Here is a 19,510-nt window from a genome sequence, read left to right as displayed (position 1 = left end):
TTAGAAACCAAAACCAACTTTAAAAGCGAAACGCAAGCCGTCGTCACTATTAAAGGCCGATAAGTTTAGAGTCATAACGTTTGCAGCATTTGCAAACACACCACCGCCAATAGAAGTGTTCCATGTATTAGAATTAAAGGTGGTATTATTATCTAAAACCAAATTATTATCAATCCAAACACGACCATAATCGAAACCTCCATAAACCCCAATATGCAATGGCAGTAAGGCTGTACGAAGTTTAGTTAGGTTTAAACGTAAATCGGTACTTTGATAAAAAGCATTTTTACCAGAAAACCTTTCATTTCGATAACCTCGCAACCCATTATCTCCTCCTAAACTTGCGGCTTGATAAAATTCAAATTCATCACCAAAAATTAAATGCGCCTTTATATTTGTTGCCAAAACCAATTGTCCACTAGGAATTAATTTATAGTCGAAACCAAGTTCTGGAATTAAATATCCAAAACCTCTAGAGTCATCTACATTTGTTTTATACCCTACTTGTAAACTGGTTTGCATCCCCATAGTTGGGAACGCTTCATTATCTCTATTTTGGAATTGATACAGAGCATCTACACCTGCAAATTTCTTGTTATTATCTTCACCGTTTTCAACATAAAACGTATTAATGAATCTATCTGTAGACTCTTCGACCTCTATAGCCTCGTAACTTAGGCTCACCTTGAAGTGGCCTCCCATTTTACCTCGCCAATTTAAAGAAGGTGCAAAAGATAGTGTACTGTATTTTACACGATTATAATCTAAGCTATAATTATCTTCATCATCGGCATTTAAATTTGGCGTGCTATTACCATATCCAAAAAAGTTAATAGCATAATTTGGGCTTGTAACTTTGGCGTTTAAACCTAAATTCCACTTGCCTACCACATTAGAAAACTCACCTGTATATTCAAAATCAAAACCACTAGTAGCGAAATAGTATGATGCTCCAAAGGTGTGCTGAGAACTAAACGGATTACTCTCAAAGCCATAATTTGTAAGGGTATTCAAGAATCCTATTTTCACACCATCGTCTGGGTTAGCTCCTAAAACTGGCACAAATTGATTCGTGCTATTTTTAAGCTTAGCAAAATCGTAAACATTTGTGTCATAATCATCCGTTAGTTTCTTTCTTCCATGATTAACTTCAATCGTATTTTTCTTAGATTTATAATCATAAAAAACCAACTTTTTTCCGTTTTCAATATTATATGTATCATTATTCTGGCCACCTATTAAACGCACTTTAATTAAGTGATCGCCTTCTCCAAAAGCATGAAACTCATCTTCATCATCTAAACCATAAACCCAAATTTCTTTGGTATCATCATTTGAGTATGTTTTATCAAAAATAACTATCCCTTTTTCACCATCCTTTATTCTGCTTACAGTAAGCCTGGTCTCTCCATTAGGCAATCTTTCAATTTCAAATAAATCATCCTTATCAGTTCCGGTTACAACAGCACAATCATTTAGTATTTTATAATACTCCATTCCAAACCTTGATAAATTTTTAACACGCTCTAGTAGCACTCTTTTCATTTCAATAGTACTTTCGCCTTGAACTTCCTTTGGGAAATGAGTAAAAGCATCATCTATAACTGCCGCCGTTAAATTGGTTTGAATGAATTTAATTTCCGATTCCCATTGGGCTCTACTCGTTTCATTTAGCAAAGTCATATCTAAAGAATACGGACTAAAATTGAACCCTTTTACATTTCTAATATCGTCATTAAAACCTTCCATTAATTTTAACGAAGGAATAATTCTAGTAGCAACTTCCATTAATCCGCCATCGCCCATTATAGAAAAGGCCTGATCACGATCTCGTGGAATAGGTTTATAGATAACCTCTCCTGTCTCTTTATTTTCAAATTCTGCCCAACGCCATTGATCGGTGTGTCTATCCCAATCACCAATAACCATATCGAACAAACGAGCTCTTAAAAACGATACTTCATCTACCTTATACTTTTCGTCTTTTCTCAATTTTTTCATTAAGTCGGTGGTACTTTCAATTTTATTCGAAAAACCAAAACTTGCAACATCTCCATGACCATCGGATACGTGTTCTTCAATCATATATAATTCATCACCAAAATCATCATTAAAACCAATTAAAGCTTTTTGTTTAGGCACATAATAAATGGTTGGATTGGTATGAAATAAATTAACCGCATCGGACAATGTACCTGTTACAAAAGGCGCATAAGGATGAGAACCTGTGTAAAAATCGAGTAGAATGCTTTCTGTTACGGTATCGTCAAACTCATCAGCAATGTATTGATCTTTAAAAGCCATGGCTTGTAAATAAACCGTAGCGCTCTTTCTAAGTGCACGCATAACATAGCGTTTACCAGTTTTATCTTTTAATTGAAGTGATTTAGATTGGTGCCCTCCACCTTTTCTAGATGGTGTTAAGCCTCCAAACATAGTGTCTAAGTTTACTACGGGTGCCTCTACTTTTGCTCCATAAAACTCGCGATATCGATCTCCCCAAATAGCTTTATGGAAACCACTTTTATCAACCTCCTGATCACTATAAATTGATGCTTTTTTTGTTTTAGCAAAAGAATCTTCAAAGGCAGACTCGTCTAGTTTTTTATCCGGGCCATGAACTTCAGTTTGAAAAATAACTTTATCTTCTTTTGCAGAATAAAATCTAACAAACGACGATCCATCCTTAAAAACATCTAACCTTGCATAACCAGGAACACTAGCCGAAAAGGCATCAACAACGTTATGAGTTGGTGTAGATTTAGAACCTGCGCCACTAACTATTTGCGCTAAATTATACTTTTCGAAATATTGTAAATTATGTTCGTGCCCAGAAACTAAAATAACCTTATCATTCTCTTGCGCTAAGGTTACTACACGTTTTTGTAGCTCGTTATATCTTTTGTTTTGAATATCTTCTGGCGAAACCCCAATAGTTTCGCGCAATACGTTTTTTAAAGTCCCTAGAACAGGTAAGGGTTGCATATGCGATTTAAAATCGTACTCACCACCATGTAACCCATTAGTAAACATAGGATGATGCATAGCAATTATTGTAGATTTTCCACGTGCCTTTTTTATTAAACTTTCTAATTCTTCAAAAAACCTAGATCGTGTTTTTATTTCACAATCATCATTTATTGTTGGGTGTTTGTCCCAGTTAGCCAGATACCATTCTGTATCGACAATAATCATTTCGATATCATCAGATATTTCAACTTTTTCAATAGGGCAACCATCTTCTGGTAAAAACGTGTTTTTTCCTAAGGCATCTTCTATATAATTTTCCTGACGCTTTAACCCCTTTAATCCGTTACTATACCAATCGTGATTTCCGGGAATAAAAATAGTCTCCCCTTTAAAATCTTTAACTGCTTGGGTCTGAATTTTTAATTGATACTCAGCAAACTCACGACCTTTTTCTCCTTTTTTAGGTAATCCCTTTGGGTAAATATTATCTCCTAAAAACAACACCATGCTTTGTTCTGGCGCCTTATTAATTTCTTCTCTAAACGCTCTTAATCCATCAGATTCTGAACCCATTGGTGAATTTCCTGCATCTCCAACTAAATAAAACGAATAGGCAATTTCCTTGTTGGGAAACTGAGCATTACTAACATCGTTAATTTGAGTTTTATAAGTTGCGCAAGCATTAATAAAAAACACCGAAAGAGATAATATAATGTAGCGTAAAGTTTTAGTCATAATTAATGATATTAATTTCTGTAAAAATAATTGTTTATAAAGAGAATATTGTAGATATACCTTAAGAAAACCTATTTTACCTAATAGGAATTAAAGATATACAGCATGACATATGATTTTTGTGTTAAAAACCTTATTCTTCGATTAAAGTGGTATTAAACACCACACCGCTGGCTAAGGTTTTGTGCACAGGACAGCGCGACGAAATTTCTTTTAATCGTGCTTTTTGTTTTTCATCTAAATTACCAATTAACTTTATTTTTTTTGAGATATGGTCTAAATATCCTGGCTTTTCTTGTTCTAACCCTAAATCGTCACTATGCTTTTTAGAATGTGTTACGTATACAAAAACTTCTTGTAGATCCCATTTTTTGCGTTCGGCATACATTTTTAATGTCATAGCCGTACAAGCTATTAAACCTGCATTTAAATACTCATAAGGTGAAGGTCCAAAATCATCTCCACCAACAGAAGCAGGCTCGTCGGCAATTAGGCTATGGTTTTTGGTTTGTATATTGGTTGTAAAATTATCTTCCGTTAGGTTTAAATGCCCAACAAGTTGCTCACCGTTTGTTTCTAGCATATCATTCTCTTGAGGCTCAAAATAGCGCTGCACCCAAGTTCCGATAACATTACCAGCATAATTACTATCTCTAGAATTTGTTAGTAAATGATCGGCATCATCCAAGGTAACAAAACTTTTAGGATGCATTGCTTTATGGTAAAGTTCTTCAGCATTTTTAATTCCTACAACCTGATCTGTAGGCGAATGCATAATTAAAAGCGGTTTACGTAAATTCTCCACTACTGTAGGTAAATCGGTTTTACCAAAATCTTCAACAAACTCATTATCAATTTTAAAAGGGCGACCTCCAATATTTACTTGCACTTCGCCTTTTTCCTTAACATTATCTAATCCATGAGAAAACAAATGCGTTACATGTCCTACTGTTGATGGAGCTCCAACAGTTGCAACAGCTTTTACATGCTCTAATTGCGCTGCTGCTGAAAGTACTGCCGCTCCTCCTAAAGAATGCCCAACTAATAAAGAAGGTGCCTCATAATGAGATGCCATAAAATCGCTTACGGCAATTAAATCCTGAACGTTAGCAGAAAAATGACTATCTGAAAATTCACCTTCACTTCTTCCTAGACCAGTAAAATCAAAACGAAGTACTCCAAAACCATAATTGGTTAAGGCTCTACTAATATTTTTTACAGCACTTAGTGAGCTTGTACATGTAAAACAATGCGCAAAAATAGCATATCGATTCGGTTTTTGGTTTGCAGGCAATTCTAGTTGAGCTTGTAACAATAAGCCTTTTTTATTTTCTATTTTCAGTCTAGTACTCTTCATGAATTAATTTTGAATATCAGTCGTTTATAAATCCTTTTCCTTAACTTTAAATAACATATTTTGAAAATTTATCTACTAATAATTTTAACTTCGGATTAATAAATTGTTTACAAAATGGTTTTTCCGGGTTCTTTTTATAATAATTTTGAATAGCCTCACGTGAAGCTTTAAATTCTGAAAAAGGCAGAACCTCCGTAATAATTGTCTTTTCAAAAGTATTGTTAAAATTCTTTAATACTGTAATAGCTTCCATTTCTTGTGCTTCGGAAAACGTATAAATAGCAGATCTATATTTATCGCGCATAGAATGATTGCTTGTGCTTTTATGGGTATGCAAATGAATTTCTACTAAAACCTCTAACGGTATAACATCTTCATAAAAATGAATGATTACAGCTTCGGAAAAGGTATTATTTTGATTTAAAGAGGATACATATCCCTGCTCTACTTTATCGACTCCCTTTAAAGACTGAAAAACAGCTTCGGTGCACCAATGGCAACCTCCTCCTAAAGCTATTTTTGTATGTGTGCCCATTTTAAACTAGTTCCATTGTAAAGCTTTGCGCTCTCCCCAATATTGAGTTGGATCTATCTTAAAGCTCGAAAGTTCCTCTAATTCTAAATGAGATAAAACAAACCCATTCACTTTTAAATTCTCATGCAACTGCTCAATATTGCTCACTCCGCTCAAAACAATACTACGTGGAATGGTTTGTGTGGCATATTGTAAACATATAGCATCTACACCGACCTGATATCCATTTGCTAAACGTTCTAAAACCGTGTACATCGCATTATAATTTGGATAATTTTTATTTCTAAAAACACGCCCATTGGCTAAAGCCTCTTTTATAACAATACTTTTATTTTCATTCTTTAACAAACCGAACACTTCTTTTAAACTTTGATCTAGCAAGTTATAAGTCACTTGAAAAACATCAAAAAGCAATTCATTTTCAACTTCAACAGTTAAGGCTTTTTTAATGACTTCTACTTGGTTTGCTCCTGTAGTTGTGATTCCTATTTTAATTTGATATTCTTTTTTTAGAAAAGCTAAATAATTTAAAACTGCTTTGTTTTCCAAAACACCCGTTTCTAAGGTCGCAGAATGTATTTGGTACACTTTTAAATATGGCAAAAACTGTTTAGAAACCTGCCATTGCTCCTTAAGTTTTTCCAAGCTGTGTTCTTTAACTTCGTGAACTTTTGCGTTAGCATCAAAATTTGCAGTGTACGTATACCCCCATTTTGTAGCTACTTGAATAGTTTGGTCATTTTTAGTTTTTAACCAATCTAGCAGTAACTGCTCTGCTAAACCATAACCGGGCGCAGTATCAAAATATCGAACACCTAATTTGTAAGCCTCTTCTATAACAGAAAAACTATTTTTTTTAAACAGCTCTAAATCAGAGGTATTTATAGCATCTTGACGCACATTGATATATTGTGGTCGTCCTAAAGCAGCTGTTCCTAAACCTAATTGCATTTGATTTTCTTTTTTTAATATTGAATTTATGAACTACAGGATAGCATAGAACACCCTACTTTATGTCGGGCCCACTCTGGTCTTTTTGCGAACCATTTTTCATTCTCAGGCTGCTCGTCGTAAGGTTTTTTTAGAAGATTAAATAACGTATCTATTAATTTATAATCGCCTTTATCGGCATCATCAATAGCTAACTGCGACATATAATTTCGTAAAACATACTTCGGATTTACAGCGTTCATTTTTACTTTTCTATCTTCGGAAGAAACTGTTTCAACATTTAAACGTTTCGCATAAGCTTCAAACCAAATCTGCCATTTGGTTTCAATAGCACCTTCAACTTCATTTAAATTATAAAAAGCATCTTTCACTATTGAAATGCCTTTGGAAGGATTTTCTTCTGAAAAGTTACTTAAACTTCTGAAGAAAATCGTCATATCCGTTTCTGTTAAATGAAGGTTTTCTTCTAGTTGTTGAATTAAAATTTTATCATTTTCATCTTCTTCTTTAAACCCTAATTTATTGCGCATCATAGCAAGAGATTGCTCATCAAAACCTATTTGATATGTATCTAAAACCTCTTGCAATGGCTCTACATCTTCAATTAATGGATATAATGCATTAGCTAGTTGGTATAAATTCCAAAGCCCCATATTGGGCTGATTTCCGTAACGATATCTTTTATGCTGACTGTCTGTTGTGTTCGGAGTCCAACCATAATTAAAATCCTCTAACCAACCGTAAGGCCCGTAATCTATGGTTAAACCAAGAATAGACATATTATCGGTATTCATAACGCCATGTACAAAGCCAACACGTTGCCAATCTACGATCATTTTTAAAGTGCGTTGTGCAACCTCATTAAAAAATGCGATATAAGTTTCTTTTGAAGGTTTACCTAACTCAGGAAAAAAGTTAGAGATGGTATAATCTGTAAGTGTCTTTAAAGTTTCAGTATTGCCTCTAGCGGCTAATATTTGAAAACTTCCGAAGCGTAAAAAACTAGGTGCAACACGAGAAACGATAGCTCCTTTTTCGTAAGCTGCATTACCATCATAAAGCATATCGCGTAACACTTGATCGCCAGATAAGGCTAAAGATAAAGCTCTGGTAGTTGGCACTCCTAAATGGAACATAGCTTCGCTGCATAAGTATTCCCGAACGGAAGAACGTAACACTGCCAAACCATCGGCCGTTCTAGAATATGGTGTTTCTCCCGACCCTTTTAATTGTACTGCCCAATGTTTATTATTGTGTTCTACTTCAAATAAATTAATAGCACGACCATCACCTAATTGACCTGCCCAATTACCAAATTGATGTCCACCATAGCACATAGCAAAAGGATTTGTATTTGGGTAAACTTCATTTCCTGTTAATACATTTAAAAACGTTGTCCTTTTTGCATCTGCTTCTGTTAAACCCAAACTCTCCAACATTTCCGGAGACACATGTAATAACTCTGGCTTTGCGGTTTGTTTTGGCGTTACAAAAGAAAAGCAAACATTTTCAACCTGTCTTCGTGTGTTTTCGAGTATTGGATCGGCAGGTAATTCTTTATTAAATGTATCTTGTATATTGAGTTTCATAAATAATATTTTTAGCTTAAATAACTCTAAACGTATAAGATAAACAAATAGACTAACGCTTCAACTTATCGGCATGCATACTCCTAAGTTTAGCTAATTTAGGTGTAATTACAAAACTACAATAGCCTTGTGTTTCATTATCTCTATAGTAATTTTGATGTTCTTTTTCTGCTTCAAAAAACTTAGGCAATTCTGATAATTCAGTAACTATTGGGTTTTCAAAATAAGCTTTCATTTCTTTTAAAACCAATTCCGCAAGTTCCTTTTGCTCGCTACTATGGTAATAAATAACTGAACGATACTGCGTCCCCTTATCTGCACCTTGCCTGTTTAGGGTTGTAGGATCGTGAGTAGTCATGAAAATAGTTAACAAATCGAGATATGAGATCTCATTGGCATTAAATGTTATTTGAATAACCTCGGCATGCCCCGTTAACCCAGAACAAATTTCTCGATAGGTAGGATGGCCAGGCACATTACCTCCTGCATAACCAGAGACCACTTTCTCCACACCTTTTACCTCTTGAAAAACAGCTTCCGTACACCAAAAACAGCCTCCACCAAATGTGGCGAATTGTATATTTTTATTTTGCATTTCTTTTTAATTTAAACCCGCTCGATAACAAACCAAACAAGAGATTATTAGATTGAATTATGCTTTTTCTAATTGCATGGATTCCGAGTTTACGCAATAACGTAACCCACTAGGTTCTGGACCATCTGGAAATATATGCCCCAAATGCGCATCGCAAGTATTACACATCACCTCAACGCGAACCATACCATAGCTCGTGTCGCGCTCGTACTTAATAGCATTTTCTTTTATAGGTTGTGTAAAACTAGGCCATCCCGTTCCCGAACTAAACTTTATTGTAGAATCGAAAAGAGGCGTATTGCAACACACGCAATTATATTTACCAGCATCATGAGCCGTACAAAGCGCTCCACTATGCGGACTCTCGGTACCTTTTAATCGTGTTACTCTAAATTGCTCAGGTGTTAATTGAGCCTTCCATTCAGTTTCTGTTTTTTCAACACGCTTATCTGGTGCTGGATTTCCATTAACCGAAAAATTAATAATATCTTTCCAAGTTAGCATATTTTATTCCTTTTCTTTTATTAATTAATATACTCTCATTTCCAAAATATAGTCGAAAACAGGTTAAAAACCTTACTATTTCTCTACATTAACCAAATATGAAAGCATTCACTAAATTTACGACAAATAATAGCGTTACTATAGTAATTATATTTTGATCTTTTAAAGTTTCGTACTTTTACTAAATAATCTTTTTACACGTTTTACATATGCTTATAGCTGAAGCTGAAAAATTTGTTATCAACCTTCTCAATGAAAAGTTAACTCCGGAGTTTACCTACCACAACATTCCGCACACGCAACTTGTTGTAAACAAAGCTACTGAATTAGCAGAACTGATAAAAATTGATGACAAACAAAAAGAATTACTTTTAGTTGCCGCCTGGTTTCACGATACCGGATATACAAAGGACACCAACAATCATGAAGAAGCAAGTGTTTTAATAGCTAAAGAATTTCTTAAAACACAAGCTTGTAGCGAGGAAGATATCGTTACGGTTTCCAATATTATTATGGCTACAAAAATGGGTGTTATTCCAAGCACTATTCTTGAAAAAATTATAAAAGATGCAGATTGCGCACATATTGGGAGTAAAAACTACGGTGACATTTCAGAATTGCTAAGAAAAGAATGGGAACTTCTCAGTAATTACAGAATAACAGAAGGCGAATGGCTAGAAGAAAACATTGTCTTTTTAAGCACAAAACATCGCTTTTTTACTAATGAAGCTGCCGCTAATTGGGAAAAACGCAAGGGTAAAAACCTAGCTAATTTAATTAATAGAAAGAAAAAAATTAAGTTAGATACTGGTAAACTTGCTCAAAAAAAAGCTGAATTAAAGTTCAAAAAAGAAAAAATAGAATTACCAGAACGCGGCATTGAAACCATGTTTAGAGTAACCTTAAAAAACCACATCACACTTAGTAATATTGCCGATACTAAAGCCAATATTTTACTATCTGTAAATGCTATTATTGTTTCGTTAGTATTATCTAACCTAGCATCTAAACTAGATAACCCGTCTAATGGTTACTTAATTACTCCAACTATAATTTTTGTTATGTTTACCGTAGCTTCTATAATTTTATCTATTATGGCTACACGCCCTAATGTAACAAGAGGAAAGTTTACAAAAGAAGATGTTGCTAATAAGCAGGTTAATTTATTATTCTTCGGGAATTTCCATAAAATGAGCCTTCAGGATTTTGAATGGGCCATGGGAGAAATGATGCAAGATCGAGACTACCTCTATTCTTCAATGAAAAAAGATTTATACTTTTTAGGCTTGGTTTTAGACAAAAAATACAAAATACTCAGGCTCACTTATACTGTCTTCATGATTGGTATAATAGTGAGCGTTATAGCCTTTATTATTTCATTTTACTCAGCAGGAATACTCGTATAGTCTATTTCTTCCATAAATTAAAGTATCAGTTACTTTAATAACTTTTTTTACGGCTCAGTATTTTCAGTTTTTCACAATCTGGAACTATAAAAGGCACCATAAATAATACATCTTCACTCCGTTACTTGGAGTTAACACCATTATTAAAAATACCGTAAAAGGTGCGCAAACTAATGAAAATGGCAGATTCGAAATTTCTAATATTAGCGATGGTGATTTCAATCAAAGTACTTTAGAAAAATAGAAACCCCTGCCATTTTCGGAAAATACGTTGACTCTAAAGTTCCTGATAAAAAACTTCGTATAAACTATGATATCCACATAGGAGCTATTGGAAGAATCGTTGGGAAAATAATTGCTTTTATAATAAGTTTATTAACTGCAAGCTTACCCGTTACAGGTGTGCTCTTATGGTATGGCAGACATTATAAAAAAACCAAAACCATTACAGTATAATATTATAAAATGAAGGACGCTAAGCTTTAATTTCCTTCATTAAATCGTCGTAAGTATAAAACGCCTTATCTTCTTTATTTTTATGATAAAGGACACTAACACGAATGGCTTTCAATCCTGTAACAGACTGTAAATCTTCAAGCTCTACAATCTCCTCATCGTTATCTACATAATGCTTTGCTTGCAAAAATTTAATGTATCTTAAATACTCTTGTTCATCTTGCTTTTGAGAATACACAATACTAATTTTCCCCTTCTGTGTAACACGCTCAGTAGTTCCTTTTATAAACGCTTTATCTACACGCTTTTTTACAATTTCGTATCGAGCGTTGTACGTACCATCAACATCAAATTGCTTTTCGTCCATTCTAAAACTAATAGTTAATGGCTGACTAAATACGAGTACCATAGAAGCAACATCTAAAGCTACCGGGAATTTATGCTGTTTTTGGTAGAAATCATTCTCCATTTCGCACATGACTTGTAATTGCCACAGACGTAAATTATACAAATAAATAAGGTTAAAAGAATCTTCTTTAGTAATCGATTCACCAATATACATATTGTGCTCTACCCCATCCGTTTTAAAACGTTCAAAATAGTGCGGATACATACGTTGCGCCACTTTTTGTTTCTTATCTAATAAAGAAGCCATGTCTTTATTTATCAAAGTCACCGTATTGTCATATTGTTTGCGGTGATTATAAAGCATCCCTAACTTATCATCTAATGTTTCAAAATACAAATCTAGATGAGATTTTAATTCGTCTATAACATATAAATGTTTCAAAGCCGAATCAATATCATTTTTGAAAAACGCAGAAATTTGCTGTTCACTATCAACCTGAAAATGTTCGTTTAACCCAAGTAAAAACTCATCTATTTGAAAAATAAATTGATCGTAAATTGGTAAAGACTCAATTTTTACGGCATATTCAAATATAGTTTTAGCTGCACTCAATTGTAATGCTAAATCTTGCTTTGTTGCCTGATTTCTGGCCTCCGATGATCCTTTAATATCTATTTGGCCGTAAAGTGGATAGATGTTCTCGAAAGCTATCTTTTTAAAGACTGCTTGTTCACCAAGAGCCTCAGCTTTGATAAAGTTTTTAGCCTCTTTTACAAATCGCCAATGCACACTCGGGTGAATTGAAGTACATTCCTTTTGAATTATAGCTTCAATTAAATTTGCTTCTTCTTCTATATTGCGCTCAGCAGCTTGTATTATATAAGGCAAAACATCTCCAAGCTTATTGGCATTAACACTATTTAATACCTGCCTTTTGTTCGATACTATTTCTATAATACCCATTAGGCCTTCATTATTTGCAACAGGGGCGAAAATGGCACTTTTTATACCTTGTTCGTGCAAACTTGCAATATGCGGTGCTTTACCTTGAGATAACTCAAACTTTTTATCAACATCAGACACCGAGAAATACTTGTACTCTTTCAATAACTTATCATAAGACCACGTGCACAAAGCGTTTGCACATTGCTTAGTCTCTTTTTTCCCTAATAAATAGCTATGCATGCCGGAACCATAAATACGCTCAAACCTATCATCTTCTTTATTATAGATTGAAAAACCAACTTTTAAATCTTTAATTCCAAAAAGAGAACTAAAAATATCTTGAAAACCTTCTATAAAACTATTTGGTTTCCGTTTATCTTTATTTATTAGACTCGATTTTATATTAGATATCGATTGATCGTCTGTTACATCAAAAATATTCGAAATAACAAAACCTTTAAACGTATAGCTATTTGGAGGAAATTTTTCTTTCCAAAGATCTATATTATCAAAATTATCCAGCAACTCGTCGAAATCCTCTTGTGTTATTTTTGGTGCATTTTTACCTGGCTTTATTTCACAAAAATCGGCGTTATAGAGTATTTTATAATAACGCATAATACCATTAGCATCTGGAATTTCGTAATAAAACGGACGTTTAAAATTAATATGAAATCCATGACAAAAACTTAATATTATAGTACAAGCCCCAACATAAACATCATCATGCGGCATGTTTTTCATTTGAAGCAGAAAACCATCACCTGCTGCTTTTATAATATTTTTAAATCGCGCCGATGCATTAAAAATGACATCATTAAAAGGTGCAGAAGCCGTTTTTATTTCATTGTGCGTTAACAAGGGGCTAAAGGTATCTTGAAGAATAAAAGCAATTTCTTTTTCTCGCTCTTTAATAGACGACACTTTACTAAACCCATCACGCAACTCTGGATATTGTGCGGCAATATCCAAAACTCCTTTGGCTTTATTTGCCAAAAAACTATCGGTGCTTAACGCTAAAGTTTCATATTGTTTTAATAATTTATTGAAACTTATTTTTACGTTTAAAGGCGATTCTATGTTATCGTTTATATCCATTTATTGCTAATACATCAAATGCAAAGTTACAAATTAATTGAATTGGTCGTTAATTAAACCTATTACTAACGTTAATTAACGGTATATCGCATAACGTAGTCAACCTTTGTACTATGCTCATATAATTGGCGTGACATGCAAAAACGCTTTAGTTTTTTTGAAAATTCAAATAAATGAAAATTCAGAAAAAACTAAAGCGTTTTAATTTATTGATGTAAAACTAAAGTTTTAAGACATCGCGATGTACAAACCGACAACCATTGCAACAACAATAAAGCCAACTGGTTTTAAATATTTCCAGTTTGCTATATCAACTTGCTCGGTATATTCTTGAACATAATCTGTTTCTCTTGGATAAAAATGACTTACCACGTACATGATGATGATAGTTAATACAAATAAAATTCCCATTAAGTGTAAAAAACTAATATCTGGCTTAATAACATATAATGTAATTAAATAAGTTACAACACTAAAAAGTATAGCAATATTTGCAGCTTTTCCAGAAACACGTTTAGAAAATACCCCAATAACAACAATAGCTAAAATAGGCACACTATGCGTTCCGTTTAGCTGTTGTAAATATGTAAAAATACCACCTTCTACACCATATAGCATAGGTGCTATTCCAATGGAAAATATAGCCAATACAATACCAAACGTTTTACCTGCTTTTACAACTTGTAATTCTGTTGCTTCTTTATTAATGTATTCTTTATAAAAATCTAATCCGAAAAGTGTAACAGAACTGTTTAACGCACTATTAAACGAACTTAAAATAGCCCCAAAAAGCACGGCTGCAAAGAAACCAATATAGGCCGCAGGCAACACTTTTTTAACAAGCATTGGATAAGCTTCATCAGCATTTGATAAATCGCCATTAAAAATATAATAAGCAATAATACCAGGTAAAACCACAATAATTGGACCTAATATTTTGACAAAAGCAGCCAATAAAAGTCCTTTTTGACCTTCTTTTAAGTTTTTAGCTCCTAAGGCACGCTGTATAATAGCTTGATTTGTTCCCCAGTAGTAAAAATTAACAATAATCATTCCTGTAAATAGTGTCATAAAAGGCACATCAGATTCTGGACCACCAATAATATCGAATTTCTCAGGCAATGCTGTAGTTAAAGTGCTTAAACCTGTAAATACATTTCCATCTCCAATATACATTAATCCGAAAATTGGTATTAACGACCCGCCAACAATAAGTCCAACAGCGTTAATAGAATCGGACACCGCAACGGCTTTTAATCCTCCAAAAATAGCATAAATACTACCAATAACACCAATAGATATTACAGTAACCCAAAGCGTAGCTTCTGGCCCCATACCTATCATCTCCGGAATATCAAACATGGTGTTTAAAGCTAACGCCCCCGAATATAATACCGTAGGAAGCATTGAAATGGCGTAACCCAAAAGGAATAAAAGTGAAACAATTGTTTTTGTTGTTTTACCGTAACGATTTTCTAAAAACTGCGGAATAGTTGCAATACCACTTTTAAGGTATTTAGGTAATAATACAAATGCTGTAAACACCATAGCAATAGCAGCTAAAACTTCGTAAGCCATAATAGGCGCTCCGTCTCTAAACGACACACCATTCATCCCTACAATTTGCTCTGTAGATAAATTCGTTAATAATAATGAACCTGCAATAACAGGTCCGGTAAGGCTTCTTCCTCCTAAAAAGTAACCATCTGAAGATGTTTCGTCCGTTTTACGTGTTGACCACCAAGCGATAAGTGCAACAAGCAATGTAAACCCGGCAAAAGAGATAATACCCATCATAATAAATTTAGTTTGGTTTAGTTAATATTGTGTTTGTTAATAAATGTCTTCATTATTTTTTTTAAAAGTAAAATAATAAATTGATAAAATGCTTCTATAAAAATTCATTTTCTATCAGAACATCATCTTCAAGCCAATTGTTTGGTTAAAACAACTTAAACATGAGTGTAATGATAACACTTATAATTTGGACTAAAAAATATCTATAATTTAATTATATAGAATAATTAAATTATAGATTAAAATTTTGATCTTTTATAAATAAGGCCTCATCAAAGCGATATAAGAAAGCTCCTCTACGAGACTCTGTCATATCCTTTTCTTCTAACCTTACTAAATAGTTCATTTGTGATACTTTTCTACGAAAGTTTCTTTTATCTAACTCTTCATCTAAAATACCTTCATATAGCGCTTGTAACTGCGGAAGCGTAAATTTAGATGGTAATAAATTAAATGCTATCGGGAAGTTTCGCACTCTGCGACGCATTCTTTTAATGGCAATATCAACCATATCATTATGGTCAAAAATAAGTTCTGGCACTTCGGTTATTGGAAACCACTGTGCATTATGCTTTTTTATTTGATCTTCTGTATAGCTCGATTTTAAAATCATGGCACTATACGTTGACGATATAATTCGATCGAAAGCACATCGATTTACTTTTCCGAAGGTTTTAATTTGCTCCATATAAATATCTTGCAAACCAGATAAATCGGATAGTATCCGATTGGCGGCTTCGTCTAAATCTTCATTGAAGCCAACGATACCGCCAATTAGAGACCATTTTCCCATTTCGGGATTTTCTTTCCTTTTAATTAATAACAATTCAAGCTTGTTATCATTAAATCCGAAAATAATACAATCTACTGCTACTTTAATTTGCTGAATATTTTTATCAGAGCTGTTCGATTCAATCATTCAGTTACGAGTAAATTCAACAAATTAATAAACAGTTATTATTGATTTCCTTTATTGTAATCTTCTAAAAACTTAGCTAAACCACTATCTGTTAAAGGATGTTTTAATAAACCTGTAATTGAAGATAAAGGTCCTGTCATTACATCCGAACCTAATTTAGCACAGTTAATTACGTGCATTGTGTGACGTATAGAAGCTGCTAAAATTTGAGTTTGAAAACCGTAGTTATCATAAATCATTCTAATTTCATCGATAAGATTTAAACCATCGGTAGAAATATCATCTAAACGACCTAAGAAAGGAGATACGTACGTTGCTCCTGCTTTGGCTGCTAATAAGGCTTGCCCAGCAGAAAACACTAAAGTTACGTTTGTTCTAATACCTTTATCAGAGAAATACTTACACGCTTTTACACCATCGGCAATCATAGGTAATTTCACTACAATTTGTGGGTGTAAAGCCGCTAAAGCTTCACCTTCTTTTACCATACCGTCAAAATCGGTAGAGATTACCTCTGCAGAAACATCACCATCTACTAAATCACAGATTTTTTGGTAGTGTGCTAAAATATTTTCAGAACCAGTGATGCCTTCTTTCGCCATTAATGACGGGTTTGTTGTTACACCATCTAAAACGCCTAAAGCCTGTGCCTCTGCAATTTCACCTAGATTTGCTGTGTCAATAAAAAATTTCATATTGTTAGTTGTTATTGTTTTATTAATTGAATATGCTACACCTAAAACACAGATAAACTATAGCTTTAGGTGCAGTATATTTTAATTTTTTAAACTGTTTTTAAATACTCTAATACTTGGTTACTTACTTTTTCGCCAGTAAAACCAAATTTCTCATCTAGTACAGATGCCGGTGCAGAGTAACCGAAATGCTCTAAACCAAATACCTTACCATTAGCTCCAACTAATCCTTCTAAGTTTACAGGTAAACCAGCTGTTAAACCAAATAATGGTGTGTTAGCAGGAATTACAGAGTTTTGGTATGCTTTAGATTGTAATCTGAAAACACCTTCTGAAATTACCGAAGCAATATTCACTTTTAAGTTATTTTTAGATTCTAAAATTTCGGCTGCTGCAAATAATGTAGCAACTTCCGATCCGTTTGCAATTAAAACTACATCTGGATTTTCAACTTCTTTTACTAAATAACCACCTTTTTCTGCAGCTAAAGCCTCTTCATATCTTGAAGACCCTTGAGGTTCAATATCTTTAATACCTTGACGAGAAAGTATTAAACCTGTTGGTGTGTTTTTATTTTCTAAAGCCATTTTCCAAGCTACGCTAGTTTCTGCTGAATCTGCAGGACGTAATGCTAAGAAACTTGGGTTTCCGCTATGGTTCTTTAATTTTTCTAATAAACGAATTTGAGCTTCTTGCTCAACAGGTTGGTGTGTTGGTCCATCTTCACCTACTCTAAAAGCATCGTGAGTCCAAACATATTTTACACCTAATTCTTGAATACCACTTAAACGAATAGCTGGTTTCATATAATCTGAAAACACAAAGAATGTTGCAACAACCGGAATAATACCGCCGTGAAGCGCTATACCATTTGCAATACAAGCCATGGTTAATTCAGCAACACCTGCTTGTAAGAACGACCCTGTGAAATCACCTTTTTTAAGAGCGTGTGTTTTCTTTAAGAATCCATCAGTTTTATCAGAGTTTGATAAATCGGCAGAAGAAACAATCATGTTTTCTACATTTTCGGCTAAGTAACCTAAAATACCAGAAGATGCTGCTCTTGTTGCTAAACCTGCTTTATGTTCTACTGAAGCGAAATCTAATTCTGGTAACTCACCAGAAAGGAAGAAATCTAATTTTGTAGCTAAAGCTTCGTTTGCTATTCTCCAAGTTGCTATTTCTGCTTTCTTTTCAGCAGCTTTTACAGTTTTTTCTGCAACTAAGTTTTTATAAAATTCTTGAACATCATCGAAAATATCGAAAGGACTTTCAGTATTTGCTCCTAAATTAGCTAAGGTTTTTGCGTAATCTGCTCCGGTAGCTCCAATAGGCTGTCCGTGTAATTCACAATGTCCTTCAAACATACTACCATCTGCAGTAACACAACCTTTACCCATTATTGTTTTACCAATAATTAATGTTGGTTTTTCAGTTTGGTTATTAGCATCGGTTAATGCTTTTCTTATTTCATCGTGGTTATGGCCATCGATAGTTACTACATTCCAACCCCAAGCTTCATACTTCATGGCGGTATCTTCTGTAGTTACCTCATCTGTAGGTGTAGATAATTGAATATCGTTAGAATCGAAAAACATAATGAAGTTACTCAACCCTAAATGCCCAGCAATACGCCCAGCACCTTGAGAAATTTCTTCTTGAATACCTCCATCAGAAATAAAACCATATACTTTATGATTCATCCAATCTCCAAAACGGGCGCCTAAAAACTTAGCTGCAATTGCTGCTCCCACACCCATAGTGTGCCCTTGACCTAATGGTCCAGACGTATTTTCAATACCACGCTTTACATCAACTTCTGGGTGACCTGGTGTAATAGAACCCCATTGTCTGAAATTGGCAACATCATCCTTTGCATAGTTACCTAAAAGATAATATTGTGCATACATTAAGGTTGATAAGTGACCAGCATCCATGAAAAAACGATCTCTAAACGCCCATTCCATATCTGTTGGATCATAATTAAAGAACTCTGAATACAGGATGTGCATAAAATCCCCTCCACCCATTGGACCACCTGGATGACCTGATTTCGCTTTTTCTACCATTGCTACAGCTAATGCTCTAATATTATCTGCTGCTCGTTGATCAATTTGTTTGTTCATTTTAAATTTATGGTTAATTTTTAATAACTCTAACTTTAATAGATTTGTCATTATATCAACAATAAAAAAGCAATAACGCATTTAAAACCACTGAAAAATAACATATTGCAAATGTAGTAATTAAACATAGATGAGTGTCACTAAAACACTTATTTTTTTAAAACACTAAATTTTGCGCCGTAAAAATACATCTAATTAAACGATAGACATAATAAACATGTAACGTTTTATGCACCAAATCGTGCTTTTTGTTAATAGTATTGTTTTAAAATTGAATAATTAAAAGATAAATTACCAGACGGATTGTATTTCTTACGAATACGCCTTTAGCGCAATGCGGTTTTAAACGCTTTAAAAACATGATATTTTAATATAACATCTTAGCTTATTCATCTTTTGAAAGAAAATTCTTAACCAGTTAAATTAATAAAACACTAAAAAAGTTTTCACTCTAACCCAAAACATGAACCTAGTAAACACAAA

14 protein-coding genes are annotated in these 19,510 nt (G+C 33.8%); 2 read left to right on the top strand and 12 right to left on the bottom strand.

Annotation, left to right across the window (positions count from 1 at the left end; translation table 11 throughout):
- The 7 genes from ACJJV4_RS13275 to msrB all read right to left on the bottom strand — a co-directional run bounded on the left by ACJJV4_RS13275 (nucleotide 1) and on the right by msrB (nucleotide 9,236).
- Nucleotides 1–3,705 carry a metallophosphoesterase gene (locus ACJJV4_RS13275; protein ID WP_405295184.1) on the bottom strand — a complete coding sequence of 1,235 codons (3,705 nt, stop codon included), beginning with the start codon at nucleotides 3,703–3,705 and terminating at the stop codon, nucleotides 1–3.
- A 133-nt stretch (nucleotides 3,706–3,838) separates the two neighbouring features.
- Nucleotides 3,839–5,062, bottom strand: a complete 1,224-nt coding sequence (locus ACJJV4_RS13270) for an alpha/beta fold hydrolase (protein ID WP_405295182.1) — start codon at nucleotides 5,060–5,062, stop codon at nucleotides 3,839–3,841.
- A gap of 46 nt (nucleotides 5,063–5,108) precedes the next feature.
- Complete coding sequence (locus ACJJV4_RS13265) at nucleotides 5,109–5,597, bottom strand: peptide-methionine (S)-S-oxide reductase (RefSeq protein ID WP_405295180.1); 489 nt, start codon at nucleotides 5,595–5,597, stop codon at nucleotides 5,109–5,111.
- Between the two features lie 6 nt (nucleotides 5,598–5,603).
- The gene (locus ACJJV4_RS13260) at nucleotides 5,604–6,548 is read right to left on the bottom strand and encodes an aldo/keto reductase (RefSeq protein ID WP_405295178.1); all 945 of its coding nucleotides are present in this window, start codon (nucleotides 6,546–6,548) and stop codon (nucleotides 5,604–5,606) included.
- A 26-nt stretch (nucleotides 6,549–6,574) separates the two neighbouring features.
- The gene (locus tag ACJJV4_RS13255; RefSeq protein WP_405295176.1) at nucleotides 6,575–8,137 is read right to left on the bottom strand and encodes a protein adenylyltransferase SelO; all 1,563 of its coding nucleotides are present in this window, start codon (nucleotides 8,135–8,137) and stop codon (nucleotides 6,575–6,577) included.
- A 52-nt stretch (nucleotides 8,138–8,189) separates the two neighbouring features.
- On the bottom strand, nucleotides 8,190–8,732 hold the full coding sequence (gene msrA / locus ACJJV4_RS13250) for a peptide-methionine (S)-S-oxide reductase MsrA (RefSeq protein WP_405295174.1): 543 nt from the start codon (nucleotides 8,730–8,732) through the stop codon (nucleotides 8,190–8,192).
- A gap of 57 nt (nucleotides 8,733–8,789) precedes the next feature.
- On the bottom strand, nucleotides 8,790–9,236 hold the full coding sequence (msrB, locus tag ACJJV4_RS13245; RefSeq protein WP_405295172.1) for a peptide-methionine (R)-S-oxide reductase MsrB: 447 nt from the start codon (nucleotides 9,234–9,236) through the stop codon (nucleotides 8,790–8,792).
- A 209-nt stretch (nucleotides 9,237–9,445) separates the two neighbouring features.
- Between msrB and ACJJV4_RS13240 the strand changes: the two genes are divergently transcribed.
- The gene (locus ACJJV4_RS13240) at nucleotides 9,446–10,642 is read left to right on the top strand and encodes a Pycsar system effector family protein (protein ID WP_405295170.1); all 1,197 of its coding nucleotides are present in this window, start codon (nucleotides 9,446–9,448) and stop codon (nucleotides 10,640–10,642) included.
- A 240-nt stretch (nucleotides 10,643–10,882) separates the two neighbouring features.
- Nucleotides 10,883–11,098: a PepSY domain-containing protein gene (locus ACJJV4_RS13235; protein ID WP_405295425.1), complete on the top strand. Its 216-nt coding sequence runs from the start codon at nucleotides 10,883–10,885 to the stop codon at nucleotides 11,096–11,098.
- A 19-nt stretch (nucleotides 11,099–11,117) separates the two neighbouring features.
- Here ACJJV4_RS13235 and ACJJV4_RS13230 read toward each other — a convergent pair whose 3' ends face one another.
- The 5 genes from ACJJV4_RS13230 to ACJJV4_RS13210 form a co-directional block, all read right to left on the bottom strand.
- A complete protein-coding gene (locus ACJJV4_RS13230) occupies nucleotides 11,118–13,490 on the bottom strand; it encodes a GAF domain-containing protein (RefSeq protein WP_405295168.1) in 2,373 nt (790 codons plus the stop codon).
- A 228-nt stretch (nucleotides 13,491–13,718) separates the two neighbouring features.
- Complete coding sequence (locus ACJJV4_RS13225) at nucleotides 13,719–15,284, bottom strand: solute:sodium symporter family transporter (protein ID WP_405295423.1); 1,566 nt, start codon at nucleotides 15,282–15,284, stop codon at nucleotides 13,719–13,721.
- Nucleotides 15,285–15,519: 235 nt separating this feature from the next.
- Complete coding sequence (locus ACJJV4_RS13220) at nucleotides 15,520–16,206, bottom strand: NrtR DNA-binding winged helix domain-containing protein (RefSeq protein ID WP_405295166.1); 687 nt, start codon at nucleotides 16,204–16,206, stop codon at nucleotides 15,520–15,522.
- A gap of 38 nt (nucleotides 16,207–16,244) precedes the next feature.
- The gene (gene fsa, locus ACJJV4_RS13215; protein WP_042502600.1) at nucleotides 16,245–16,901 is read right to left on the bottom strand and encodes a fructose-6-phosphate aldolase; all 657 of its coding nucleotides are present in this window, start codon (nucleotides 16,899–16,901) and stop codon (nucleotides 16,245–16,247) included.
- 89 nt (nucleotides 16,902–16,990) lie between these two features.
- Nucleotides 16,991–19,027 (bottom strand): transketolase family protein, encoded by a 2,037-nt coding sequence (locus ACJJV4_RS13210; RefSeq protein ID WP_405295163.1) that lies wholly within the window; start codon nucleotides 19,025–19,027, stop codon nucleotides 16,991–16,993.
- Nucleotides 19,028–19,510: the final 483 nt, after the last annotated feature.

Source organism: Algibacter sp. Ld11, assembly GCF_045066735.1.
GTDB lineage: Bacteria > Bacteroidota > Bacteroidia > Flavobacteriales > Flavobacteriaceae > Algibacter.
Note: the sequence above shows the minus strand (reverse complement) of the source record. Positions and strands in the feature narration are given on the sequence as shown.

What these genes read in the sequence shown, in the direction of transcription:
- msrB (WP_405295172.1), bottom strand. Translation starts at nt 9,236, where the DNA reads ATGCTAACTTGGAAAGATATTATTAATTTTTCGGTTAATGGAAATCCA.
- ACJJV4_RS13265 (WP_405295180.1), bottom strand. Translation starts at nt 5,597, where the DNA reads ATGGGCACACATACAAAAATAGCTTTAGGAGGAGGTTGCCATTGGTGC.
- ACJJV4_RS13230 (WP_405295168.1), bottom strand. Translation starts at nt 13,490, where the DNA reads ATGGATATAAACGATAACATAGAATCGCCTTTAAACGTAAAAATAAGT.
- ACJJV4_RS13220 (WP_405295166.1), bottom strand. Translation starts at nt 16,206, where the DNA reads ATGATTGAATCGAACAGCTCTGATAAAAATATTCAGCAAATTAAAGTA.
- ACJJV4_RS13240 (WP_405295170.1), top strand. Translation starts at nt 9,446, where the DNA reads ATGCTTATAGCTGAAGCTGAAAAATTTGTTATCAACCTTCTCAATGAA.
- ACJJV4_RS13260 (WP_405295178.1), bottom strand. Translation starts at nt 6,548, where the DNA reads ATGCAATTAGGTTTAGGAACAGCTGCTTTAGGACGACCACAATATATC.
- ACJJV4_RS13270 (WP_405295182.1), bottom strand. Translation starts at nt 5,062, where the DNA reads ATGAAGAGTACTAGACTGAAAATAGAAAATAAAAAAGGCTTATTGTTA.
- ACJJV4_RS13225 (WP_405295423.1), bottom strand. Translation starts at nt 15,284, where the DNA reads ATGGGTATTATCTCTTTTGCCGGGTTTACATTGCTTGTTGCACTTATC.
- msrA (WP_405295174.1), bottom strand. Translation starts at nt 8,732, where the DNA reads ATGCAAAATAAAAATATACAATTCGCCACATTTGGTGGAGGCTGTTTT.
- ACJJV4_RS13210 (WP_405295163.1), bottom strand. Translation starts at nt 19,027, where the DNA reads ATGAACAAACAAATTGATCAACGAGCAGCAGATAATATTAGAGCATTA.
- fsa (WP_042502600.1), bottom strand. Translation starts at nt 16,901, where the DNA reads ATGAAATTTTTTATTGACACAGCAAATCTAGGTGAAATTGCAGAGGCA.
- ACJJV4_RS13255 (WP_405295176.1), bottom strand. Translation starts at nt 8,137, where the DNA reads ATGAAACTCAATATACAAGATACATTTAATAAAGAATTACCTGCCGAT.
- ACJJV4_RS13275 (WP_405295184.1), bottom strand. Translation starts at nt 3,705, where the DNA reads ATGACTAAAACTTTACGCTACATTATATTATCTCTTTCGGTGTTTTTT.